Origin of the sequence: Aeromonas australiensis (genome assembly GCF_000819725.1) — a bacterium.
Taxonomy (GTDB): domain Bacteria; phylum Pseudomonadota; class Gammaproteobacteria; order Enterobacterales; family Aeromonadaceae; genus Aeromonas; species Aeromonas australiensis.
Genome location: NZ_CDDH01000100.1, coordinates 32201 through 56932, shown reverse-complemented (window position 1 = coordinate 56932; position 24732 = coordinate 32201). Strand labels below are relative to the sequence as shown.

The following is a 24732-nucleotide window of genomic DNA, read 5'->3' as shown; positions in this document are numbered from 1 at the left end:
CCCCCCGCCGGGGTGAAACGAGTCCTTACGGATCTTGCTATGCAGTTGAAATACATCATGTTTACTATAAAAAGTGAGATTTTCAGCTGTTACAAAACATTAATATCGAGATAAAGTTTGCTTTAAAAATGAGAGCGTGTTTTAATCTTTCACGATGATTCGGCAGTTCAGACCTGATTATGTTAGGCAGTCATTTTAGTAAAGCAGTGATTAGCATAAGCGTTATCCTCGGATAGTTCTTATCAAATAATTCTCCTTCTTTAGTGCTCCCCATACGTATTGCTGACGAAAAATCAAATTTGCCATCTGATGGCATTTCTAACACTAAATTAAAGAGAAATTATTATGTCTAAAGTGACTGGTACCGTTAAGTTCTTCAACTCCGAAAAAGGTTTTGGCTTCATCTCCCCGGTTGACGGCAGCAAAGACGTGTTCGTTCACTTCTCCGCCATCCAGACCCCTGGCTTCAAAACCCTGGACGAAGGTCAGCGTGTTGAGTTCACCATCGAGCAAGGCCAGAAAGGCCCGGCTGCTGCCAACGTAATTGCTCTGTAATTACAGCTGAAGCATGCTGCAGATGGCTGACGCCAACGGTTGACAGCTCTGCAAAAATTTAAAAAAACCCGCTTCGGCGGGTTTTTTGTTGTTCCCTGCTTTTTGCTCACCGCACTCCCCGCCGCCGACCGTTTGATCCCTGCCTTGCACGCTCTTACCACTTGAGTCTAACGAAGAGCTCCGAATGGACTCAAAATGTAAAATAGTGACGAAAATATCAGGTTATGCACTGCATTTACCGCGAATTCTTGCTATTTTGCGCGCCACCAACGCAAACGATTTCCTTCACACTTTCAGGATTAGTTATGGCAAAGCAAGATATGGCCGCCCAGGCAGGGACCGGCGGCTTTCTGGACTCTTATTTTTCCATTTCTGCGCGCGGCAGCAGCGTGCGTCAGGAGCTGGTCGCGGGGCTGACCACCTTCCTGGCGATGGTCTACAGCATCATAGTGGTGCCGAACATGCTGGGTGCTGCCGGCTTTGAGCAGGGCCCGGTGTTTGTGGCCACCTGCTTGATCGCCGCCTTCGGCTCCCTGCTGATGGGTCTGTGGGCCAAGCTGCCGATGGCTATCGGTTGCGCCATCTCCCTCACCGCCTTTACCGCCTTCAGTCTGGTACTGGGCCAGGGACTGAGCATTCCGGTCGCCCTGGGTGCCATCTTCCTGATGGGGGTGCTGTTCACCCTGATCAGCGTCACCGGCGTGCGCCAGTGGATCCTGGATAACCTCCCCTCCGGCATCGCTCACGGTACCGGTATCGGTATCGGTCTGTTCCTGCTGCTGATTGCCACCAACGGCGTCGGCATGGTGATCAAGAACGAAGGGGCCGGTCTGCCGGTTCAGCTGGGTGAAGTGACCGCCTTCCCTGTCGTCATGACGGTGCTGGGTCTGGCCGCCATCTTCGGTCTGGAGCGCCGCAAGGTGCCGGGCGGCATCCTGATGGTGATCATCGCCATCTCTATTATCGGCCTGATTTTCGACCCGAACGTGGCCTGGCACGGCTTCTTCGCCATGCCGAGCCTGACTGGCGAGAAGGGCTCACTAGTGGGCAGCATGGATCTGCTGGGTGCCCTCAATCCGGTGGTGATTCCCACCGTGCTGGCGCTGGTGATGACCGCCGTGTTTGACGCCACCGGCACCATCCGTGCCGTGGCCGGTCAGGCGGGCCTTATCAACGAACGTGGCCACATCATCAGCGGCGGCAAGGCCCTGACTGCCGACTCCGTCAGCAGCATGGTGGCAGGTGCCGTTGGTGGCGCTCCGGCTGCCGTCTACATCGAATCTGCCGCAGGCACCGCGGCCGGTGGCAAGACCGGTCTGACCGCCGCGCTGGTCGGCGTGCTGTTCCTGCTGATGATCTTCCTCTCCCCGCTCAGCTATCTGGTACCGGCTTACGCCACCGCACCGGCCCTGATGTACGTCGGTCTGCTGATGCTGGGCAACGTCACCAAGCTGGACTTCAACGACTCGGTCGATGCGCTCTCCGGGATGCTGTGCGCCGTCTTCATCGTGCTCACCTGCAACATAGTGACCGGCATCATGCTGGGCTTCGTGGCGCTGGTCGTTGGCCGCATCTTCGCTGCCGAGTGGAAGAAGCTCAACGTCGGCACCGTCATCATCGCCCTGGCGCTGGTGGTCTTCTATGCCGGTGGCTGGGCCATCTAACCCGCCCGCATATTCCGGTTATAGCCAAGGGCCCTGCGGGGCCCTTTTTCATGGCTGTGAGTCAGCTAACAGTTTCCCGCCCGCTTGCCCTGCGTTGTTTCAGATTGAAACACCCATCCCCCTTCTGCTGTTTCAAATCCGAACCAAATCGGCCGTCATTTTTATCCCTTTTTCTGTCGTTAGACTGGCTCCATCAACCATTTGCCCACCCGAGCGGTGGCAAGCCAAGGAGTGAGCCATGAAGAAACTGATCAATGCCGTCGATGCCGTGGTCCGTGAACAACTGATGGGGATGGCAGCCGCCCACCCCGAGCTCAAGGTACGTATCGAGCCCCACTACATCACCCGCGCCGACTCCCCCGTGATGGGCAAGGTGGCGCTGGTCTGTGGCGGTGGCAGCGGCCACGAGCCGATGCACGGTGGTCTGGTAGGCAAAGGGATGCTGGATGGTGCCTGCCCCGGCGAAATTTTTACCTCCCCGACCCCGGATCAGATGTACGAGTGCGGTCAGGCCGTTGATGGCGGCGCTGGCGTGCTGTTTCTGGTGAAGAACTACACCGGCGACGTACTCAACTTCGAAACTGCGGTCGAGCTGCTGCACGGCGATGGTGTCAAGGTGGGCTTCGCCCTGATCGATGACGATGTGGCGGTCAAAGACAGCCTCTACACCGCCGGCCGCCGTGGGGTTGCCACGACCGTGCTGTGCGAGAAGCTGGTCGGTGCCGCCGCCGAAGCGGGCTACGATCTGGCGCGTTGCGAGGCGCTGGCCCGTCGCATCAACAACCAGAGCCGCACCATAGGGGTTGCCACCCATGCCTGTACCGTGCCGGCCGCTGGCAAGCCCTCCTTCACTCTGGCGGACAACGAGATGGAGTTCGGCGTCGGCATCCACGGTGAGCCGGGCATCGAGCGTCGCCCCTTCACCGACCTCAATACCCTTGTGGACGACATGTTCAGCGAGCTTGCTGACAACACCCCCTACGGCCGCACCCTGCGTCATTGGGATCGCACCAGCGGCAGCTGGCAGGAGGAGCACACCTTTATCGAACCGCTGAATGCGGGCGATCGGGTTATCGCGCTGGTCAACAGCCTCGGCGGCACCCCGATTTCAGAGCTGTATGGTGTCTATGGCCGCCTCGCCACCCTGTGCGAGGAGGCGGGCATCCATCTGGTGCGCAACCTGATCGGTCCCTACTGCACCTCCCTCGACATGACCGGTATCTCCATCACCTTGCTCAAGGTGGATGATGAGCTGATGACCCTGTGGGATGCCCCCGTTCACACCCCCGCCCTGCGTCGCGGCTGCTAAGGAGAACCCATGTTAAGCAAGCATCACATCGTCAACTGGCTGCTCGACTGCGAACAGATCTTTACCGAGCAGCGTGACTACCTCACCGCGCTGGATACCGACATCGGCGACGGTGACCACGGCCTCAATATGCAGCGCGGCTTCGCCAAGGTGGCCGAGAAGCTGCCAGCAGTGGCGGACAAGGATATCGGTCAGGTGCTGAAAACCACCGGCATGACCTTGCTCTCCTCGGTCGGCGGTGCCAGCGGCCCGCTCTACGGCACCTTCTTTATCCGGGCGGCGGCCAGCAGCGATGCCTGCCAGAGCCTCAGTCTCAGTCAGCTGTGCAAAATGCTGAGCGACGGGGTCGAGGGGATCGTCTCCCGCGGCCGTGCCGAGCCGGGCGACAAGACCATGTGCCACGCCTGGTGGCCGGCACTGGCCGCCCTGCAACAGGCGCAGCAGCAAGAGCTGCCCCTCAACGAAGCGCTGGACAAGGCGGTGGCGGCTGCCGCAGCCGGTACCGAGGCCACCATCCAGATGCAGGCCCGCAAGGGGCGCGCCAGCTATCTTGGCGAGCGCAGCATCGGCCATCAGGATCCCGGGGCCACCTCGACCCTGCTGCTGCTGACCGCCCTGCGTGACAGAGCGAGGTTGTAGACATGATCGGAATCGTAGTTGTCTCTCACAGCGCCATGCTGGCGGCCGGTTTGAAAGCGCTGGCCGATCAGCTCGGCAGCCCGGCTCGTTTGCTGCTGGCGGCCGGGGTCGATGACCCCGACCACCCCATCGGCACCGATGCCATCGCGGTGATGAGTGCGATTGAAGAGGCGGATGACGGCAGCGGTGTGCTGGTGCTGATGGACTTGGGCAGCGCCCTCTTGAGCGCCGAAACCGCCCTCGAACTGCTGCCCCCCGAGTTAAGCGCGAGGGTGCGGCTCTGCCCGGCCCCGCTGGTCGAAGGCACGCTGGCCGCTGTGGTGGCGGCTGGTTCCGGCCTGACGCTGGATGAGGTGGCCGCCGAGGCGCTCGGCGCCCTTGGCCCGAAACAGGCGATGCTGCCTGCCAGCACGGCGCAGGCCGCTACCGAGACAGCCCCCGTTGCCGATGACGGCTGGCTGCGCTGCGAGGTGGTGGTGGATAACCCCCACGGCCTGCATGTGCGCCCCGCCGCCCGACTGGTGGCCGCCCTCAAGCCCTTTGCCGCCGAACTCAAGCTGCAAAAGGGGGATAAAGAGGCCAATCCCCGCAGCCTGACCCGGCTCACCATGCTCGACGTGCGTCAGGGCAATACGCTCACCCTGCTGGCGCGCGGGGAGGATGCCAACGCCGCCCTGGCCTGCTTCCAGCAACTGGCCGACGAGCGTTTTGGCGACTGACGCCGCACGCCACTGTATCAAGGTTTCAAGGGGCTGCACTCGCTCGCTGAGCCTGTGCAGCTTCATTCAAGACGAAGGAGTCCCCAGCACAGCCGCCCCTTCGCCCCTGTTAGTTTCAAAAGAAGTCTATGAACTAGAGAGAGGGATAAAATATGGACCGCATTATCATCAGCCCCAGCAAATACGTGCAAGGCAACGGGGCCCTCGCCAATATCGGCAACTACGTTAAAGCGCTCGGCAGCAAGCCGCTGATCCTGGCCGACGCCTTCGTCACCAAGCTGGTGGGTGATACCGTGGCCACCAGCTTCCACGGCGCCGGTATCAAGCCCGAGTTCGACTGCTTCAACGGCGAATGCTCCCGCCCCGAAATAGACCGCCTGCTGGCCCGCTGCCAGCAGACCCCGTTTGACGTCATCATCGGCATCGGCGGCGGCAAAACCCTGGATACCGCCAAGGCGGTCGCCTTCTACCAGAAGGTGCCGGTGGTCATAGTGCCGACCATCGCCTCCACCGATGCCCCTACCAGCGCGCTGGCGGTCATCTACACCCCGGAAGGGCAGTTCAGCGAATACCTGATGATCCCGACCAACCCCAATATGGTCATCATGGATACCGGCGTGGTCTCCCGCGCTCCGGTACGGCTGCTGGTCTCCGGCATGGGTGATGCGCTCTCCACCTACTTCGAGGCGCGCGCCAACAAGGTTTCCGGTTGCCAGACCATGGCCGGGGGCGCCTCCACGCTGGCGGCGCAGGCCATCGCCGAGCTCTGCTACCAGACCCTGCTGGCCGATGGTTACAAGGCCAAGCTGGCGGTGGAGCAGGGGCTCTGCACCAAGGCGGTGGAGAACATTATCGAGGCCAACACCTACCTGAGCGGTATCGGCTTCGAGAGCAGCGGACTGGCCGCCGCCCACGCCATCCACAACGGTCTGACTCAGCTCGCCGAGTGTCACCACCTCTACCACGGTGAGAAAGTGGCGTTCGGTACCCTGGTGCAACTGGTACTGGAGAACGCCCCGATAGCGGAGATTGAGACGGTGCTGGGTTTCTGCCGCTCGGTGGGCCTGCCGACCAACCTGCATATGATGGGGGTCAAGGAGCTGGATATGGCGCGCCTGATGGAGGTGGCCAAAGCCTCTACCGCCGAGGGCGAAACCATCCACAACATGCCGTTCAAGGTCACGGCCGAGAATGTGCTGGCGGCCATCGTCACCGCCCACCAGCTGGGGCTGTAACCACGCCACCACTGACCCTGCCATATAACAAGGCCCCGCATCTGCGGGGCCGTTTCGCTTTCTGCGGGCCAGTTCGCGACGGCTCACCGTCAGCCGTGATAGTCGGCGGGATCAATTTCGAGCAGTTTGAGCCGCCGCCACAGGGTGGTGCGGCTGATGCCAAGATGCTGGGCCATCTGGCTCACCTGCCCCTTGCAAGCGTGAGCGCAGCGCAAGATGGCTTGCTGCTCCAACTCCGCCAGGGTGAGCAGCGGTTGCCCCACCACCTCGTCGGCCACCCGCTGATAGCCGTGGCGAATGGCGGCGGGCAGCGCCTCGGGCGGGATCGGCCCCTGACCGGCATGAAGCAGGGCATGCTCGACGGCGCTGCGCAGCTCCCCCAGATTGCCGGGCCAGGGATAGGCGAGCAGACAATCGAGGGCCGCCGGACTGAACTGGCGCACCGGCTCGCGCCCCTGCGCCCCCAGCTGCTGGCTGATAAGGCCCGGCAGATCCGCCGCGCGCTCCCGCAGCCCCGGCAGCCACAGCTCGCACGCCTGCAAGGCATAGAGCAGCTGGCGGCCAAACAGCCCCTCCTGCACCAGTTGTTCCAGCGGGGCGCTGCTGGTGGCTATGATCCGCACCTTGAGCGGCAGGATGCGGGCCGAATCGAAGCGCTGGATGCGACCGGTTTTGAGCAGTTGCAGCAGCGCCGCCTGCATGGGAGCAGAGAGGCACTCCACCTGCTCCAGCACTAACGTGCCGCCGTGAGCCAGCTCGAACTTGCCCGCCCGCTCCTGCCCCGCCTCGTCGGAACCCATCAGCTCCAGCGCCATCCGCTCGCTCGGCAGCGCCTTGCAGTTAAGGGTAATGAGCGGCCCGGCGGCCCGTTCACTGCCAAAGTGGATCGCCTCCGCCAGCTGGGCCTTGCCCACCTCCTCCTCGCCGCGCAGCAGGATCGGCCCCTGACTCTGGGCCGCCTGCCGGGCATAGCGCAGCAGCTTGCGCATGGCGCTCGATTCCCCCACCAGTGCCGACAGCTCGGACACCGTCTGGCGCAGCTGGTGAATGGCCCGCAGCCGATCGACCGGGTGCAGCAGGGCGATAAAGCTGACCCCCTCCGGCCCCGGCAGCGGCTTGAGGCTCACCAGCGCATTGATGAACTCCCCCTCCTGCGCGCCGAGCCGCTCCAGCGTCACCTCCACATGGCTGAGCGGCGTCTGCCCCCTGATGGCCAGCTGCAACCGCTGGGGCAGCAACAGGTGCTGCTCCAGCGGCTGGCCGAGACAGAGCGCGGGATCGAGCCGCAGCCGATTGGCCGCCAGCGCGTTGAGGTAGCGCAGCCGACCCTGCGGATCCCAGGCCAGCACGCCGTCATCCATGCCATCGAGCAGGGCGTAAAGTTCGCTCAGGTGGTGCTGGGACTCCTGCATCAGGGTCTCCATCTGCAGCAGATGGGCCAGCTCGCGTCCGGCGCTGACGGTGAGCGCCAGATCGCCAGCGCTCGCCTCCTCCACCTTGCAGATCAAAGCGATGATGGCGACCTGACGGCCATTGCTGTTGTAGACCGGACTGGCGCAGCTGTGCCACGGATGGAGGGTCTGGTTGAAGTGCTGGGGGCCGCTGACGCAGAGCGGCACGCCCTCCAGTGCCGCCAGATTGATGGCATTGGTGCCGATACGCCCCTCGCTGAAAAAAGCGCCGGGGCCAAACCCCAGCACCGCCAGCTCGCGCAGGGTGTCGGGGTGGCCGGTCTGGGCCAGCAGGCAGCCGCTCTCGTCGGTGAGCAGCAGGGCGCAGGGGCGCCCCTCCATAAATTCGTAGAGATCCTCGAGGGCCATCTCGCCGGTGGTAAGCAGGTCCCGCTTGCGCTGGCGCAGGCTCTGCAAGGTCTGCCCCTTGGCGCTGTGGGGCGGATGCCAGAAGGTGGCACTGGTCTGGTGGGCGCAGCGCAGCCAGGATGCCTGCAGATAGTCGGGCCAAGCGAGCAGCGGCTGAAGTTCAGATGGCATGGTCACAGCAATATCCGGCAAGATGTAAGCCGACCATTTAACCACTCTTGCTTGCCCGATTCAGTGACCTGCCTCAGAGGGTGGCAACCACAACGCCGGAGATATCGTTCGTCATAAATGCATCACGGGGCCTCAGGAGCCCCGCGATCACTCTATTTATAAACTCCTCCCTGACAATCAAGGAGCCATGGCTACGTCAGCATCCGCTTCACGCAGGTAAAGTGTTGTAAATGGGTCAGTGTCACTCCAGCGCTTGAATGTCATGATCCCTTTCGCTGGGTCAACGCCGTCAAGCGAAGTAATCCGTTGCTCCCAGCAAGTCCACCAGGCACAGGGTTCCGAACCAATTCCTTTCAGGAAAACCAGCGAAGTCATGCCCCCCGCCTGTTGTAGCAACAGGTCCTGTGTGCCGACACGCTGACCATTCACCGTCATTTTTTGTTTGCCAGAGGCACCAAGCCAACTGTCGTTTGTCACCAGATACCCTTTGAACGCAGTGGTAAACAGAGGACCAGACAGCGCAACTTGGTCATAAGCCCCCAATCCGGGCAGCTCAGCGGCTGTAATTTGAGCAAAGCTCTTGCCTTCTGCCAGCAGCGCGAGCACTTTGCTAGGGAGATTGTCCACCGCTTGACTACCCCACTCGGCATAGTTATGGCCAATCCACCACCCTTTCATTGCATCCCCATCAACCTTGTGCCGACGCATGACCTTGAACTCCTGGCCAATATCGTTACGGTTGAAGTCATGTCCATCCAGCGCAATGTGCTGCCAAGTCACATGGATCTGCTGCTCATCGGCAGATACCTCTTTCTGTTGCACTTTGTACTGATGGAACAGGTAGCCATCCGGGTGTGAGTCATCGCTCTTGCGCAGCTGTTTCTCCTCATCCAGCAAATAGCGCTTCCCTTCCATGGTTAACTGCTGTAGCCCATCTCCCAGGGGGATAGATTCGACCACATTTTCGTACCAATAAGGCAAACGTGTATCTGTGTGGAAGTTGTAGTCCGCATACTCTTCGAACGAATCATCGAGAGGATTGGCCCAAACAATTTTTCCTGACTCATAACGCGTTGTGCCATTTTTGCGACTGAGCAGTGACTCTCGCTGATTGATGGAGCCATCAGCGTTCCAGTCACTCTCATGTGTGATACGTACACCGTCGCCTTCTTTAGCGTAATGCTCCAGTCGGCGGAAACCGGGTTGCCCCGGATTGTCCGGCTTGAACCAGTCGCGCGTCGGTGCATCGGTTTTGTACTCGATCATCTCGATGTCGTGGCCCGTGGCATTGGCATTTTTCGTCCACATCTGAACAAAATCGATAGTACTGTAATCCTGCGCTACGAACTCGGCTCGCAAGTCTCGCCCTTCATATATACGTTTGGGATCATTGCACTGATGTTCATTCAGCTCTTTGCAGTTGGTGTCCTCGTCAAAATATTCCACCCACTTGGTGTCGTTCCCCACACTCAGCGATTGTCCCTTGAAGTTTCGCTCGCCATCCTTGTTAAAGTCATGTTCCCATTTTGCATAGCGCTCTATGGTTCCATCAGCTTTGCGTGTTGTCTCCAGGCTCCATGTGGTAGCGATCAGTGGTTTACCATTGTATCTCTCATAATCGTTGGCATTTTTATCCCAGTAATATTTGGTACCTTGGCTTACCTCGACACCGCCCTCCGTTTTACGGGTGGCAAACTCAATGGTGAATGTTGCCTTATGAGTGTTGTAATCGATTTCACTCTTCAGGGTGGGAGCCCCCTGATCGGTGATCTGTTCATCTGTCAGTTTGTCGTAAATAGCAGTGGCTTGACCGCTTTTATTGTTCAGAGCCAAACGCAGGACATCCTGTTCGTTTGCCTCTGCTGGCAGCGAGGCTGGTAGCGCATCGGCGATAACTTTGGCGATAAACAGGGCCCGCCCATCACCCAACGCGACAAAGTCTGCATCCAGCATGTCTGAAGATATGCCCAAGCGCTGAGCCAATGCTTCCCGAGCCTGTGCCAAATCGCTATATTTCTGTGTTTCGAGATGCAGCAACGTGGTCAGAGGAGATACGACTCGTTCTGCACCATTACTGCCCGAACCTGCAGGAGCAACCATAGTAAAGGCGGTATCAACAGGTCCTCGTTCCAGATCGACGGTCTCGCCGGGAATCGTTTCCACATACACATTGGTGCGCGCTTGGCCAGGCTCAAGGGTGAACAGCACTCTCCCCTCACTATCTGACTTGGCTGAGGGTTCTGCAGCATCACGCAGGCCATTTCCGTTGAGATCGATCCACACCAATGCGCCCTGTAACACGCCATCAATCGCTCTTATCTGAAGCGTGGTTTTAGGCTCGGGTGGCGTTGTGCTGTCACCACTACTGCCTCCGCCACCACAGCCGCCAAGAGCGGTAATGATGCTGGCGGCCAGCAATGATTGAGTAAAAAGTTTCATATATCCCCCGGTCCCTGACTTTTTATATGGCTTGCTGTCATCCATGACGGATGCACCGACAGACCCCTTTAAATACCTGACATGTCGCTTTAGCGACTGTGTTGGTTATAGGCTCGTCGTGCATAAACCGCATCCCCCTATCGGGGGATCGGTTGCATGTGGGGAAGGAGAGTAGTGGTGTATTTAATGAGAAATATTGAACAACAAGTTAAGTAGATCGTTTTGGTTGTTGGTGCCAGTTTTATGCAACAGCATTTTTATTTGGCTTTTGCCGGTTTCGACCGTGACACCACGAAGACGAGCAACCTCTGCTCCAGTCAAGCCACGTGAGAGCAGGGTAAGCACATCCTGTTCGCTCTTGGTCAGCCCATAGAGTAGCTCCATGCGTTGAAGGTGTCGCTCATGCTCCCATCGCGGGTCAATCAACATCAGTTCAAACCACCCAACGGGCTCTGGCAGTGGTGCCCATTCGAGGATTACGCGATGAGATTCTGATAGAGGCAGAGCAAGCCGCCCTTCACTCCCACGGCTCAACGATTCCCGCCAAAGAGTCTGCCAGCGAGAAGGGATGACCAGTTGAAGGTCAACAGGGCTCTGTGTGATGCGATATTCACCCAGCGCCTGTTGCATAGCTCGATTGGTCAGCTGCAGATGTCCATATTGATCCACAACGGCGCGGGGACGATTATCCCGCTCCAGCAGGGCAGTCAATAGTGTACGTTCCTTATTGAACCTCTGACGTCGACGATAACTTCTGGCCCAACATCCCAGACCGTCGGAGAGCAACTGCAACATCTGTTGCTCAGCCGGGGTGAAAGGGGATTGTGTCTGATCCCGATGGAGAGTGATCGCAAACTCATCCAAGGTACTCAGAGGAACCAGAATGCACAGAGCATAGCGAGCCTGAAAACGCGGCACCATCTCTTCCCTGAACACGGGGTTGTCGATGCGATCAAAGTTCAACAGCTGATCAACGATGACAGCCTTGCCAGCCAGCATGTGCTGCATATAGGTATTGAGAAAGACATCGTCTGTCATGCGTTCAAAATAAAATTCCAAGTCAGAGCGAGAGTAGCTTTTGGTCCAAACGATGGCATCCTCAGGGGCGTGTCTTGGCGCCAGCACCACGCTGGCAGCGGATGCATTGAACAGGACTCTCACCTCATCAAACAATTTGCACAGGAGTTCATAGTCTTGCTCCGCTTCGTAGAGGCGCCCCTGCAATTCCAGTAGCTTCGAGATACAAATTGACATACACACCAACCTCCACTGTTAGCGTGATGATATGGGCACTACCCATTCTGGCGTATACAGAAGCCAGTGAAAGCGAGGCTGTCTATTTATGTGATCTGTGGCGGAAGAGATATGGTCAGATGCCAGAACATCATCTGTTCATCATCACACGGGGTTCATTTAAGATATGTCAGGCAGTGCCAGTCCATCTGACAAGATGCCCATCCCAGCCAATTTCCAAATGACATCAAGCGTATGCCATCTGGTACATCACCTAGCCAGACCCAGTGACCTGCCTCAGAGGGTGGCAACCCCGCCCTCCTCCCGGTCGGGTTCACCGTCGGCAAACTGCTGGCCGAGCCAGTGGCAGAAGGCGCTGGTACTCCTTAACTCTCCTGATGCACCTGCGGGGCCACGGTTTGAGTGTCATTGATTGGCTGCACTTATCCCTTTTATGGGAGATCGTTTGTTCGCCACCACAGCCACGGATAGTCTATTACTCAACGCAATTCGATTAACAGCGCTTGTCACTTCCGGTCATTCAGCGACAGCAAAGAGCGACCTCATCCAAAGAGTTTTCATGCTATCCCGACGCAACGTATTGAAACAGCTGGCGGCCATTGGCGTGCTGGCCGGGCTCGGCAACCTGCCGGGCAAGGCCCACGCGGCCAGCAGCAATGCCGATGAGAATGCAACCAGCGCCAGCGGCGAGCAGTTCCATATGCCCGATGAGGCTGGCCCTCAGGCGCAAGTCTGGGTCGCCTTTGCCGCCAGCGCCGATATCTGGGGCCGCGACTACAAAGAGGTGCAGGCCACCATAGGGCGGCTGGTTAAAGCCATGACCCCTTACACCAAGGTGAGTGTGCTCTGCCGCGAAGAGGAGGAGGCGCTGGCCCGCCAACTCTGTGGCGAGCAGAACACCCGCTTTATCGTCGCCGAGCTGGACGATATCTGGCTGCGCGATACCGGTGGCGTCTTCGTCCAGAACGGCGAAGGGGAGCTGGGGCTGGTGGATTTCAACTTCAACGGCTGGGGCGACAAGCAGGAGCACGAACAGGATGCGGGGGTGGCCGAACTGGTCAGCAAGCAGGCGGATGCCCGCTGCTGACTGGCGAGGGGGGCGGCATTGAGGTGGATGGCAACGGCACCGGCATCATGACCGAGAGCTGCTGGCTCAACAGCAACCGCAACCCGGGGGTGAGCAAGGCGCAACTGGAGGCGGAGCTGAAAGCCAATCTGGGGCTGCGCAAAATCATCTGGCTGCCGGGCATCAAGGGCAAAGACATCACAGATGCCCACGTCGATTTCTACGCCCGCTTTGTCCGCCCCGGGGTGGTGGTGGTCAATATGGACAACGATCCGGAATCCCACGACTACGAGGTGACCCGCCAGCATCTGGCCATCCTCAAGCAGGCCACCGATGCCGACGGCAACAAGCTGGAGCTGCATGTGCTGCCGCCCCGCTCGATGTGCGGGACAACCGCTTCAGCCGCAGCCGCGACTTTGCCGCCGGTTATATCAACTATCTGCCGATCAATGGTGCGGTGATCGCACCCGAGTTTGGCGACAAGGCTGCCGACCGCTACTGCCATGATCTGCTGGCCCGCCTCTACCCCGGCCGCGACATCGTGCAGATCAATATCGATCCGGTCGCCGCCGGTGGCGGCGGCATTCACTGCATCACCCTGCACCAGCCAGCCTGACCCTTCCCTACCCACTGATAACCCGGGGCGTTGCCACGCCCCGGGTTATTTATCCCAACTCAATGCGTACCAATATTACACCAGACTCACCGCCTAACTCTTGGCCAGCGACACCATATAAGACGTTACCCCGATCACACTCCTAACCTGTTCACAAAGCCGAGCCTGAGCGGTACTTTCAATTGCTACGCCTTAAGTGTATTTTTACTCACAGTAGAAAACAGAGTCAAAAGAGGATGTTTCACAAATACGCTCAACACCATAGACTGGCTGGCAACGTGATAATTGAAAATTAATTTTACGTGGTATTCTCCAGAAAGGTTATGGAATATATGAAAGGCTCTACATAACGAGTAAACACAATCTCTCATCTAATAACAGTTAGCTATCAGGATATACAATGGACATATTTACTCAATTTGTTGTAATTGTCGGTCGCATGACTCCCAGCCATGTTGAAATGCTTGGTACTGCTTTTATGATTTCAAGTGATGGTGCCTATGCAACATCACGGCATGTGATCGGTGACAATCCAAATGGGCTGGTTATTTTGGCACCTCACATTCAAAAAATAAATGAGTATCAAGATGTAACAGACACGCATTGCCAACCAATAGATGCTGTTGTTTTAGAAATAGACCCAATCAAAGACCTTGCAATACTTAAGGCTGATGTGACATTTTCTGGAAACATTCCAGCCATTGCATCTCTTGATGAGGTGATTGTAGGCGAGACTCTAGGAATATTTGGCTACCCTCACTGCACAGAAGGGCGTCGTGTCCTAACATTTCAAAGCACTGCTGTTGGAGCAAAAATCCTTCTTGAGTCAAGTTCAATAAAAAGCAAGCATGCGGTTCTTAATATTCAGTCACGCCCAGGCCAATCCGGATCCATGGTGTTTAGTCCGCGCTTACAAAAGATTGTAGGGTTGTTGGTTGGAACTTACGCTCCCCAGTTTGGTATCTCTCTTGGGGGAATCAATCCAGCTGAATTGAATCAAACAACTCACATAATTTCTGCTGAGTACATTCGGGAGATGATGTAATGACAGACCTAAACACATTGCCAACATTTAGTCTTGATGAGCTATTAGCGGGGTTGAAGCCATACCAGAGGAGTTCAATTACAACACTAATCGAAGCCCATGGTGAAGAAGAGGCTGCAAAACAATGGTTAGCAGCTAATGGTCCCTCGAGTACTCAGCAATTTGGAGGAAAACCGCAAGGAAATCCTCAGCCATTTTGGGAGCGGCTTATGGCGGAGTTCCGCTTATTTATATGCGGCGACAAAAAGTATAAAAAAGACAGGGATAAACTTCTTGCTCAAGCGACTCCGACTGCAATGTTTATTGTATCTGGCATCAGTAGTGTTATAGCATCAACCTTAGGTTTAGCAGCAGCTCTAATTACTCCTGCAATTGCAATACTGCTTCATGTTATTGGTAAAGTGGGAGTCAATGCATGGTGTGAAGTTGGTTAACAACTCCATCAACGAGGAAATTAGAGCCCGTAGGTTCGATTAGCCGTAAGGCGTAATCGGACGTTCGCGTAAATAAATTCCCCGCGATAACGGCCATCCATATTTCTCCTCTGCCAGATGCCGCTGATTCACGGAAATACCGGAACGGCGGCATCTCGATCCTCCAATCAAGCTTCGCTAATCAAACCGGCATAGGCGGTAACACGGGGTACATACGGGTTGGCACAAATCGGCAATTGCCTGTGGCAGACCTGTTTCGAGCCAAATCGTGGCGCTGGGGCTGGACAGGCGTCGGTATAAGCAAAAATTGGGGCATTTAGCACAAATCCATAAATTCAGCTTATACCGCTTACTCGGTCTGCTTTGCCGCCATAAGTCACCCGCATTTCCCCTCAGTCGGGTCACCGCCGACTTATGGATAGAACCGGAACAGCGGCATCTCGCTCGTCCGATCACGCTTCGCCAATCGAACCGGCATGGGACGGCAATAAACAAAAGAGCCGCCCTTATAGGCGGCTCCTGGCATCAGCGATTGATGGCTGAATCGTCTTTTACTGAATCGTTATTGGGCCTTGGGCGCTTCAACCGCGGCAGCCGCCGGTTGGTCATCTTCCTTGATCCAGGCATCCAGCAGGGTGTAGCCCACCGCCAACACTACCGGGCCGATAAAGAGACCAATGATCCCCATCGCCAGCAGGCCGCCGATAACCCCCACCAGAATGAGGATCAGCGGCAGATTGGCACCCCGCTTGATCAGGAAGGGACGCAGGAAGTTGTCCATGGTGCCCGCAATCAGCGACCAGACCAGCAAGAAGGTGCCCCAGGTGGTGTCCCCACTCCAGTAGAGATAACCAACGCAGGAGATCAGCACCGGGAAGGGGCCGATCTGGGCGACGATCAGCAGGAACATCACCACCACCAGCACCATGACGTAGGGGATGCCGGCGATCCACAGTCCCACCCCGGCCACCGAGGATTGCACCAGCGCGGTCACCACCACCCCCATCGCCACGGCGCGGATCGCCTGTGAAGCGAGCACGGTGGCGTTGTCGCCACGCTGACCCGCCAGCCGGTGGGCAAAGCGGCGAATGCCGGTCGCCACCACTTCACCGGAGTGATAGAGCAGACCGCAGATACCGACCGTCAGCAGGAAGTGGACGAACAGCAAGCCAAGATTACCGGCCTGAGAGGCCAGCCAGCGGGCGGTCTGACCAAAATAGGGGGCCAGCTTGGCAAACAGCACCTGACCACCGCTTGCCAGAATTTGCTGCCAGAAGTCATAGAGCTTGTCGCCCACCAACGGGATCTGTTGCAGCCAGAGCAACTCAGGTGGCGGTGACTGACTGATATGGGTGCCCAGCTCGATCAGCATGGGGGCCTTCTCCGCCACATTGGCCAGGGTCATAAAGAGCGGGATAACGAACATCAGCAGCAGCACCAGCGTCATAAAGAGGGCCGCCAGGGTGCGCTTGCCCCACAGCAGGCGCTGCATCATCAACATCAGCGGCCAGGTGGCGATGGTGATCATGGTGGCCCACACCAGCGCAGGCAGGAAGGGGCGCAGCACCATAAAGCAGGAGATGATGAGCAGGCTGAGAAACAGCACCCCCAGGGTTATCTTGGCCAAATCCACTTTTTTCATATTCATAGGGTTCCCTTGTCAGGGCTGTTGCCCTTGGGTCGTGTGTCGCATTTCAAGAAAGAGAGTATCCACCAGAGGCCAGCGCTCAACCAGAGCCCCAGCCCGCAAAAGAGCACAAACTGACCGAGCAGGATAGTGAGCGAACTGCTGGTCAACAGCGGCAGCGCCCAGAGTCCCGCCCCTATCAGAGCGCCCCCCGCCAGGGTGACCACGCCGGTCACAATGGGGGGATAACCGCCGCGAGTCAGGGTAAGCAAACCGCCAAGCCAGAGCCCGAGGGCCGTCAGGCCGATCCCGCCCAGATGGGCAGATTGGGTCAGCCCCCCAAGCGCCAGCGCAGATGCAATCAGCAGCAGCCAAGCCGCCGACTGCCTGTCGGCACCCCAGCAGGGGCGAGCAGCCAGCAGCAAACCGCCCAGCAGCAGCCCCGCCGCCACATCGGAGATAAAATGCACCCCGAGCCAGACCCGCGCCAGCCCAGTGGTGAGCGCCAGCAGCAAGGCCAGCGAATAGGCCAGCCCGCGCCGGGCAGGCCAGAGCCAGCCAAGCAGCGCCCCCCAGAACAGCAAGGCCGAGGCGGTATGGCCGCTCGGCATGCCAAAGCCTTGCGCACTGTGAGTTGCCAGCAGCGGTTGCAGATGGAAGGGGCGCGGCCAGCCAATCCCCTCTTTGCTTGCCTGCACCAGCAAGCCGAGCCAGAGCATGGCAAAGAGCAGCTGACGCAGTCGCGGCCACCCCAGCAGCGGGAGCAGCAAAGGTATCAGGGCAAGCTGAAAGCCGCCTGAACCAAACAGATTGCTGACCGACAGCCACCAGAGATCGGGCCCCAGCCACTGCTGCAGCCGCAGTATCAGCGGGATCTCGACCTGATGCAGCGCATTGCCCTGCGCCACAAAATCGGCCTGCCAGTGCACCTCGCTCTCGGGCACCTGATCCAGCAGGGCTTGCAGCCAGTCGAGCTGATCCGGGAAGCGGCGCTGCTCGCGGGGCAGCTGGTCGATGGCGATCAGCCGGGCGTTAAGGATCTCTCCCCCCAGATTGGGAGCTTTCAGCAGCGAGACAAAATCGGAATCTTGTTGGGCGACGATAGGCTCCAGAGTGCGACAAGCGAAGATAAGCGCCCGCTGCCAGCGGCCCAACTCCTGCACCACCTCCCCCCGCAAGCCGGTCTCTTCATAGAGTTCGCGCAGCGCCGCCTGCTGCGGGCTCTCGCCGCCATCTATATAGCCACCGCTCAGGCTGTAGCGGGAGGAGATGCGATCCTGCACCAGCAGCAGTTGATCCTGATGGCGGATGGCGCACACTGCCGCCGTCGGCGCCGCCGGTTCGGCACTCAGGGCTGGCAGAGCGGCAAACAGCGCCAGCAAGAGTAAAAAGAGGGTTCTCGACATCAATTTGCTTTCCCTATGCACAATGGCGACAAGCCTCCCAGAAATCAGATAGTTGGGCAACGGTAGCGGCCGGATCGTCGCCGTTCCCGCCGCGCTGGCGGTGCACGGAAGATTGCGATGAGCGAGGGCACTCCCTACTATTGGCGGCTATCTTCAATTTCACACAGCAAATGCTGGAGCCCTCCATGAGACAGTTCGGCTTTTTCCTCGGCATCGCCATCGGTGTCATTTTGATACTGTTCGGCAGCATCGTTATCTTTCAGGCGCTCCCTGCCGCACTGGATGTACTGCAGATGCCAAGCCGCATCCCCTTTGTGCGCGAGGTCTACACCTGGCTGATGACCAGCGCCAACGGCCTGACCGCTCAGCTGGAGCAGAACTTCCTGGAAGCGTTCCAGACCGTGCTCAAGCTGATCCTGCTCATCACCTTCATGTGGGTCTGCGTCAAGCTGGTCAACATGGGGGTGCTGATTATCCGCGCCGGGGTTGATCTGATCCGCACCGCCATCGCCCACAGCGAAGGCCCCCACGACCAGAAGAAGCCGGATCAGCACGATCACTTCTGACTCTGATATGGTCGATGGATGTGAACGCTGCCGCCCCCAACCGGGGCGGCAGCTTTATATGTGCGGTATAAAGGCCCCTCCCAGCCACCATGAGTACCCGATAAAGCAGCGGCTTTCCCTTGTGAATCAGCAAACTGCCCATATGTTGCATCACCTTGAGATGGTTGGCGCCCCGCGCGGCGGCGGCCCGGTTTCTATCCCGACCCCGTGCTCTGGTATAATCGACCACCTCTTTTCCCCGTTATGGAGCCTGTTCATGCCCAATCATGCAGAAAGTGCCCTCGAGGTTCGTCTCGACAAGTGGCTGTGGGCGGCCCGTTTCTACAAGACCCGCTCCGTGGCGCGGGATCAGATAGACGGGGGCAAGGTGCACTACAATGGTCAGCGCAGCAAACCGGGCAAACAGGTGGAAGTGGGCGCACTGATCCGCTTCTGGCAGGGGCAGGACGAACGGGAAGTGCGGGTGCTGGCCTTGAGTGATCAGCGCAAATCGGCCCCGCTGGCCCAGCAGCTCTATGAAGAGACCGCCGAGAGCCTGAAAAAGCGGGCCGAGAATAGCGAGGCGCGCCGCTTCAACAGCCAGTTTGCCCCAAGCCCCGAGCGCCGCCCCGACAAGCAGGAGCGACGCCAGTTGCTCAAGGTCAAACAGTACTGACCGACCCCGATTTGATACCGGGCTGGCCTCAACCCCAGCCCGCCCGATTTACCTCACCGAAAAGCCAGGAATACATGATGAGCAACCAAGATCTGCTGTATCGCTATCTGTTTGAAGAGTACGAAGTGCGTGGCGAGCTGGTCCAGCTGGATCACACCTACCGCCACGTAGTGGAAGCCCAGAACTACCCGGTGCAGGTGCAAAAACTGCTGGGCGAGCTGCTGGTCGCCACCAGCCTGCTGACCGCCACCCTCAAGTTTGAAGGCTCCATCACTGTGCAGTTGCAGGGCGATGGCCCGGTGCGTCTGGCGGTGATCAACGGTGACAACAACCAGCAGCTGCGCGGCGTGGCCCGCTATGAAGGGGAGCTGCCGAGCGATGGCAAGCTGCAGAGCCTGATTGGCAATGGCCAGCTGATCATCACCATCACCCCGGATCAGGGCGAGCGCTATCAGGGCATCATCGCGCTGGACGCCGATACTCTGGCGGGCTGCCTGGAGCACTACTTCGCCCGCTCCGAACAGCTGGCCACCAAGCTGTGGATCCGCACCGGCTACCATGAAGGGGAACCCCGCGCCGCCGGCATCATGCTGCAGGAGCTGCCGGCCCAGAGCGAGGATCACAGCAACGATTTCGATCACCTGACCCAGCTCACCAGCACCATCAAGGATGAAGAGCTGTTCGGCCTGCAGGCAGAAGAGATCCTCTACCGTCTCTACCATCAGGACAAGGTGCGGGTGTTCGATCCGCAGGCAGTCGAGTTCCGCTGCACCTGCTCCCGCGAGCGCTGCGAAGGGGCCCTGCTGCAGATAGAAAAGGAAGAGGTACAGGAGATGGTGAAGGAGCTCGGCAAGATCGACATGCACTGTGATTATTGCGGCGCCCAGTACCAGTTTAATGGGATCGATGTCGAAACCCTGTTCAGCAGGGTTTCCGGCAATGATGCAAACCAGTTACACTAATTAAAGGCGGGTAAAACCCGCCTTTAACTTTAATAACAAAAATAACCCATATTTTATAAAGTTTGATGGCGATCGCTAAACTCTACCACCTAAGTGATAGGATGGACGCCAGATAGAACCCTACACCCCTCTGAACCCAGGAGCATATAATGACAATCGTGGCAGAACCCACCCTGGCCCAACAATTAGGACTGGACCAGTACGGCATCAAAAACAGCCAAGAAATCGTTCGCAACCCCTCTTACGAGCAGCTTTTCGCAGAAGAGACCCGTTCTGACCTGGAAGGGTTCGAGCGCGGTGTGGTGACCGAGCTGGGCGCCGTCAATGTGAACACCGGTATCTTCACCGGTCGCTCCCCGAAAGATAAATATATCGTCAAAGATGCCACTACCCAGGATACTGTATGGTGGTCTGACCAGGGTAAAAACGATAACAAACCCATTACCCCGGAAGTGTGGTCACATCTGAAATCCCTGGTGACCAAGCAACTCTCCGGCAAGCGCCTGTTTGTGATCGACGGTTTCTGCGGTGCCAACCCGGATACCCGCCTGGCCGTGCGGATCATTACCGAGGTGGCCTGGCAGGCACACTTTGTGAAAAACATGTTCATCCGCCCGAGCGATGCCGAGCTGAAAACCTTCAAGCCTGACTTCGTGGTAATGAACGGTGCCAAGTGCACCAACCCGAACTGGAAGGAGCAGGGTCTCAACTCCGAGAACTTTGTGGCCTTCAACATGACCGAGAAGATGCAGCTCATCGGTGGCACCTGGTACGGTGGCGAGATGAAGAAGGGCATGTTCTCCATGATGAACTACTTCCTGCCCCTGCGCGGCATTGCCTCCATGCACTGCTCTGCCAACGTGGGTCAGGATGGCGACGTCGCCATCTTCTTCGGCCTCTCCGGCACCGGCAAGACTACCCTCTCCACCGATCCCAAGCGTGCACTTATCGGCGATGACGAGCATGGCTGGGATGATCACGGCGTGTTCAACTTCGAAGGGGGCTGCTACGCCAAGACCATCAAGCTCTCCGAAGAGGCTGAGCCGGACATCTACCACGCTATCCGTCGCGATGCGCTGTTGGAGAACGTGACCGTTGCTGCCGATGGCACCATCGACTTCGATGATGGCTCCAAGACCGAGAACACCCGCGTCTCCTACCCCATCTATCACATCGACAACATCGTCAAGCCGGTCTCCAAGGCAGGTCACGCCACCAAGGTGATCTTCCTGACTGCCGACGCCTTCGGCGTGCTGCCTCCGGTCTCCAAACTGACCAAGGAGCAGACCAAGTACCACTTCCTGTCTGGCTTCACCGCCAAACTGGCCGGTACCGAGCGCGGCATCACAGAGCCGACTCCGACCTTCTCCTCCTGCTTCGGCGCAGCCTTCCTCTCCCTGCACCCGACCAAGTACGGTCAGGAGCTGGTGAAACGGATGGAAGCGGCAGGTGCAGAGGCCTATCTGGTCAACACCGGCTGGAACGGCACCGGCAAGCGCATCTCCATCAAGGATACCCGCGCCATCATCGACGCCATCCTGGATGGCTCCATCGAGAAGGCCGAGACCAAGGTGCTGCCGATCTTCAATCTGGAGATCCCGACCGCACTGCACGATGTGAACCCGGCGATCCTCGACCCGCGCGACACTTACGCCGACAAGGCCGAGTGGGATGCCAAGGCCGTCGATCTGGCAGGGCGCTTCATCAAAAACTTCGAGCGCTTCACCGATAACGACGAAGGCAAACGTCTGGTTGCGGCAGGCCCGCAGCTGTAACTGGCTCGCTTCGTATCAGTGACATCATGCCGGTCAGCCACGCTGACCGGCATTTTTGCTTTTGTGGAGCCCCGAACGCCGCCATCGGCCCCGTTAAAGGGGCCAAAACCTTGCCTTTGCCCATTGTGACAGGTTAGATTCAGCCAAACTTTATACAATATACAATTCTGTAACGCCCAATCGTGACCCGACCATGACCCCACCCTACAAGACCCGAACCCAGATGGTGATGGAAAACCTCCGTGGCCGGATCCTCCGTGGGGAGTTCCCCGCTGGCGCCCCCTTGCGTCAGGATGCGATTGCCAAAGAGCTGGCCGTGAGCCGCATTCCGGTGCGCGAAGCCCTGATGCAACTGGAAGCGCAGGGGCTGGTGAAGTTCGAAGCCCATCGCGGCGCCGTGGTCACCATGCTGGACGCCTCGGCCATTGAAGAGCTCTTTTATTTGCGAGCGCTGCTGGAAGCCGATACCCTGTTTCACGCCGTCGACAAGATGACGGAAGCCACCTTCGCACAAGCGGAGGCGATCCTCGCCCAGTTTGATCACGCCCTGGAGTCAGGCACCCAGATCGAACATTGGGCCGAGTTGAACCACAGCTTTCACGCCACCCTCTATCAGGCAGCCGGTCGCCCCCAGGCACTTGAACTGATCGCCCAGATCAATCTGAGCTGTGACCGCTATGTCCGCTTCGAGCTGCTGTTTGCCAGCAACGGGGTGGACAAGGCGGAGCGTGAACACGCCCAATTGCTGGAACTGTGCCGCGCCCGGCGCAAGCACGAGGCGGTGGTGCTGCTCAGGCAGCATATCGAAGCAGCGGGTCAGTCGATCAAGCGGATCCTGGCCAGCGGCCATAAAAACTGAACACTCATATAGCAACCATCTGGCACTAACGACATGAATAATTTCGAGATAATTGAAACCCGCGTCGCCCAAGTCAGGGCCGAGCTGGCCATGCAGGAGTTGGACGCCTTTATCGTCCCCCACGATGATGAACACCTCGGCGAGTACATCCCCGCCTATGCCGAGCGGCTTGACTGGCTCACCGGTTTCAACGGCTCTGCCGGGGTCGCCATCATCATGGCCCAGCGGGCAGCCCTCTTTGTCGATGGTCGCTATACGGTGCAGGCGCGGATGCAAACTCCCGCCGAACTGTTCGAATTCCTCCACCTCATTGAAAATCCGCATGTGCAGTGGCTGGCCGAGCAACTGCCGTCAGGCTCCCGGGTTAGCTTTGATGCCCGCCTGCACAGCCTGACCTGGTACAAGAATGCCAAGGCCGTGCTGGCCGATCGCGGTATCGAGCTGATCCGCGTCGAGCAGAACCCCATCGACCTGAACTGGAGCGATCGCCCGGAGCCGACCAAGAGCCCGGTCATCCTCTACAGCGAGGAGCTGGCAGGCCAGTCCAGCCAGTCCAAACGTGAACAGCTGGCGGCCGACCTGCGCAAGCGCGGGCTGGATGCCGTGCTGCTGACCCAGGCCGAGCCCATCAACTGGCTGCTCAACCTGCGCGGCCGCGACATCGACCGGCTGCCGGTGGTGCTGGGTTTTGCGGTGCTCTACGCCAACACCAGCATGGATTTCTTCGTCGATACCGACAAGATTGACTGCTTCGCTTTCACCCAGCACGTTGGGCAGGATGTCTCCGTCTACCCCATCGACAAGCTGGGCGACGTGCTGCAACGCATCGGTGAAGATCAGCAGAAGGTGCTGGCCGATCCGGACAGCGCCAACGCCTGGACCCAGCTCGTCATGGAAGAGGCGGGCGCCATTCTGGTGGCAGGGCAAGACCCCACCATGCTGCCGAAAGCGTGCAAGAACGAGATCGAACTGATCGGCATGCGTGCAGCCCATTTGCGCGATGGCGTGGCCATGACCCGCTTCCTCGCCTGGCTGGATCGGCTGATCGCCTCCGGCGAGTTCGAAGGGGTGGATGAAGCCACCCTGGCTGATCAGGTAGAGACGTTCCGCCGCGAGCAGGCGCACTACGTCGAGCCAAGCTTCGATACCATCTCCGCACTCGGCCCCAACGCCGCCATGTGCCACTACAACCACACCAATGGCACCCCGCGCGCGTTTGGTCAGGACAGCCTCTATCTGCTGGACTCCGGAGCCCAGTATCTGGATGGCACCACCGATATCACCCGCACCATCAAGGTGGGTGAGGTAAGTGACGAGGAGAAGGCGATGTTCACCCGGGTGCTGCAGGGCCATATCGCGCTGGATCAGGCCCGCTTCCCGCGCGGTACCGCTGGTATCCAGCTCGATGTGCTGGCCCGCATGCCGCTCTGGCAAGCCGGTTACAACTATGACCACGGCACCGGTCACGGCGTCGGCCACTTCCTGAGCGTGCACGAAGGCCCTCAGCGTATCTCACCGAAAGGGAACATGGTGGCGCTGCAGCCGGGCATGGTGCTCTCCAACGAGCCGGGCTACTACCGGGAAGATGGCTTTGGCATCCGTTGTGAAAACCTGGTGGTGGTCACCGAGCTGGAGCAGATCGGCGAGCTGCCGATGCTGGGCTTCGAGCGCCTGACCTATGTACCGTTCGATACCCGTCTGATCGACCGCAGCCTGCTGAGCCCGGCCGAATTCCGCTGGATCAACGAATACCATGTCGAGGTGTTCCGCCGCCTGAGCCCGCTGCTCGAGGGCGAGGATCTCGCCTGGCTGGAGCAGGCAACCAGCCTCATCTGATGACACAGGGCCCGCGGGCCCTGTTTTTATCCCCCCCTTTTGACCTGTATCAACACCCCAAGCGAACAGGTCAGGAGAAT

General features: G+C 58.6%; 19 protein-coding genes and 1 pseudogene. 15 read left to right on the top strand and 5 right to left on the bottom strand.

Annotation, left to right across the window (positions count from 1 at the left end):
- Positions 1 to 345: 345 nt before the first annotated feature.
- The 6 genes from cspE (at position 346) to BN1117_RS16835 (ending at position 6121) form a co-directional block, all read left to right on the top strand.
- Positions 346 to 555 carry a transcription antiterminator/RNA stability regulator CspE gene (cspE, locus tag BN1117_RS16860; RefSeq protein ID WP_167334831.1) on the top strand — a complete coding sequence of 70 codons (210 nt, stop codon included), beginning with the start codon at positions 346 to 348 and terminating at the stop codon, positions 553 to 555.
- 305 nt (positions 556 to 860) lie between these two features.
- Positions 861 to 2219: an NCS2 family permease gene (locus tag BN1117_RS16855; RefSeq protein ID WP_052441547.1), complete on the top strand. Its 1359-nt coding sequence runs from the start codon at positions 861 to 863 to the stop codon at positions 2217 to 2219.
- Between the two features lie 238 nt (positions 2220 to 2457).
- Positions 2458 to 3528: a dihydroxyacetone kinase subunit DhaK gene (dhaK, locus tag BN1117_RS16850; RefSeq protein ID WP_040099269.1), complete on the top strand. Its 1071-nt coding sequence runs from the start codon at positions 2458 to 2460 to the stop codon at positions 3526 to 3528.
- 9 nt (positions 3529 to 3537) lie between these two features.
- The gene (gene dhaL, locus BN1117_RS16845) at positions 3538 to 4167 is read left to right on the top strand and encodes a dihydroxyacetone kinase subunit DhaL (protein WP_040099267.1); all 630 of its coding nucleotides are present in this window, start codon (positions 3538 to 3540) and stop codon (positions 4165 to 4167) included.
- Between the two features lie 2 nt (positions 4168 to 4169).
- Positions 4170 to 4886, top strand: a complete 717-nt coding sequence (gene dhaM, locus BN1117_RS16840; protein ID WP_040099265.1) for a dihydroxyacetone kinase phosphoryl donor subunit DhaM — start codon at positions 4170 to 4172, stop codon at positions 4884 to 4886.
- A gap of 152 nt (positions 4887 to 5038) precedes the next feature.
- Positions 5039 to 6121: a glycerol dehydrogenase gene (locus BN1117_RS16835; RefSeq protein ID WP_040099263.1), complete on the top strand. Its 1083-nt coding sequence runs from the start codon at positions 5039 to 5041 to the stop codon at positions 6119 to 6121.
- Between the two features lie 89 nt (positions 6122 to 6210).
- Here BN1117_RS16835 and dhaR read toward each other — a convergent pair whose 3' ends face one another.
- The 3 genes from dhaR to BN1117_RS16820 all read right to left on the bottom strand — a co-directional run bounded on the left by dhaR (position 6211) and on the right by BN1117_RS16820 (position 11805).
- Entirely contained in the window at positions 6211 to 8112 is a 1902-nt protein-coding gene (dhaR, locus tag BN1117_RS16830) for a dihydroxyacetone kinase operon transcriptional regulator DhaR (RefSeq protein WP_040099290.1), read from the bottom strand.
- A gap of 177 nt (positions 8113 to 8289) precedes the next feature.
- Entirely contained in the window at positions 8290 to 10596 is a 2307-nt protein-coding gene (locus tag BN1117_RS16825) for a hypothetical protein (protein WP_040099261.1), read from the bottom strand.
- A gap of 138 nt (positions 10597 to 10734) precedes the next feature.
- The gene (locus BN1117_RS16820; protein WP_040099259.1) at positions 10735 to 11805 is read right to left on the bottom strand and encodes a helix-turn-helix transcriptional regulator; all 1071 of its coding nucleotides are present in this window, start codon (positions 11803 to 11805) and stop codon (positions 10735 to 10737) included.
- A 559-nt stretch (positions 11806 to 12364) separates the two neighbouring features.
- Between BN1117_RS16820 and BN1117_RS20000 the strand changes: the two are divergent.
- The 3 genes and pseudogenes from BN1117_RS20000 (at position 12365) to BN1117_RS19545 (ending at position 14966) form a co-directional block, all read left to right on the top strand.
- A pseudogene (locus BN1117_RS20000) lies at positions 12365 to 13487 on the top strand (agmatine deiminase family protein).
- 400 nt (positions 13488 to 13887) lie between these two features.
- A complete protein-coding gene (locus BN1117_RS16810) occupies positions 13888 to 14532 on the top strand; it encodes a S1 family peptidase (protein ID WP_040099257.1) in 645 nt (214 codons plus the stop codon).
- On the top strand, positions 14532 to 14966 hold the full coding sequence (locus tag BN1117_RS19545) for a hypothetical protein (protein ID WP_156130029.1): 435 nt from the start codon (positions 14532 to 14534) through the stop codon (positions 14964 to 14966). Before BN1117_RS16810 ends, BN1117_RS19545 begins: the two co-directional genes overlap by 1 nt.
- Before the next feature lie 562 nt (positions 14967 to 15528).
- Here BN1117_RS19545 and ydiK read toward each other — a convergent pair.
- Positions 15529 to 16614: an AI-2E family transporter YdiK gene (gene ydiK / locus BN1117_RS16805; RefSeq protein WP_040099255.1), complete on the bottom strand. Its 1086-nt coding sequence runs from the start codon at positions 16612 to 16614 to the stop codon at positions 15529 to 15531.
- A complete protein-coding gene (locus tag BN1117_RS16800) occupies positions 16611 to 17999 on the bottom strand; it encodes a bifunctional NUDIX hydrolase/phosphatase PAP2 family protein (protein WP_040099253.1) in 1389 nt (462 codons plus the stop codon). The genes ydiK and BN1117_RS16800 overlap by 4 nt, the downstream gene beginning before the upstream one ends.
- 185 nt (positions 18000 to 18184) lie before the next feature.
- On the opposite strand from BN1117_RS16800, the gene BN1117_RS16795 reads away from it, so the two are divergent.
- The 6 genes from BN1117_RS16795 (at position 18185) to BN1117_RS16770 (ending at position 24652) form a co-directional block, all read left to right on the top strand.
- Positions 18185 to 18565, top strand: a complete 381-nt coding sequence (locus tag BN1117_RS16795) for a hypothetical protein (RefSeq protein ID WP_040099251.1) — start codon at positions 18185 to 18187, stop codon at positions 18563 to 18565.
- 256 nt (positions 18566 to 18821) lie between these two features.
- Positions 18822 to 19220, top strand: a complete 399-nt coding sequence (gene hslR, locus BN1117_RS16790; RefSeq protein WP_040099249.1) for a ribosome-associated heat shock protein Hsp15 — start codon at positions 18822 to 18824, stop codon at positions 19218 to 19220.
- A gap of 77 nt (positions 19221 to 19297) precedes the next feature.
- Positions 19298 to 20182: an Hsp33 family molecular chaperone HslO gene (hslO, locus tag BN1117_RS16785; protein ID WP_040099246.1), complete on the top strand. Its 885-nt coding sequence runs from the start codon at positions 19298 to 19300 to the stop codon at positions 20180 to 20182.
- Between the two features lie 149 nt (positions 20183 to 20331).
- The gene (pckA, locus tag BN1117_RS16780; protein WP_040099244.1) at positions 20332 to 21957 is read left to right on the top strand and encodes a phosphoenolpyruvate carboxykinase (ATP); all 1626 of its coding nucleotides are present in this window, start codon (positions 20332 to 20334) and stop codon (positions 21955 to 21957) included.
- Positions 21958 to 22150: 193 nt separating this feature from the next.
- Positions 22151 to 22816 (top strand): GntR family transcriptional regulator, encoded by a 666-nt coding sequence (locus BN1117_RS16775; RefSeq protein WP_040099242.1) that lies wholly within the window; start codon positions 22151 to 22153, stop codon positions 22814 to 22816.
- Positions 22817 to 22849: 33 nt separating this feature from the next.
- Positions 22850 to 24652 (top strand): aminopeptidase P family protein, encoded by a 1803-nt coding sequence (locus BN1117_RS16770; RefSeq protein ID WP_040099240.1) that lies wholly within the window; start codon positions 22850 to 22852, stop codon positions 24650 to 24652.
- The last annotated feature ends 80 nt before the right edge of the window (positions 24653 to 24732 follow it).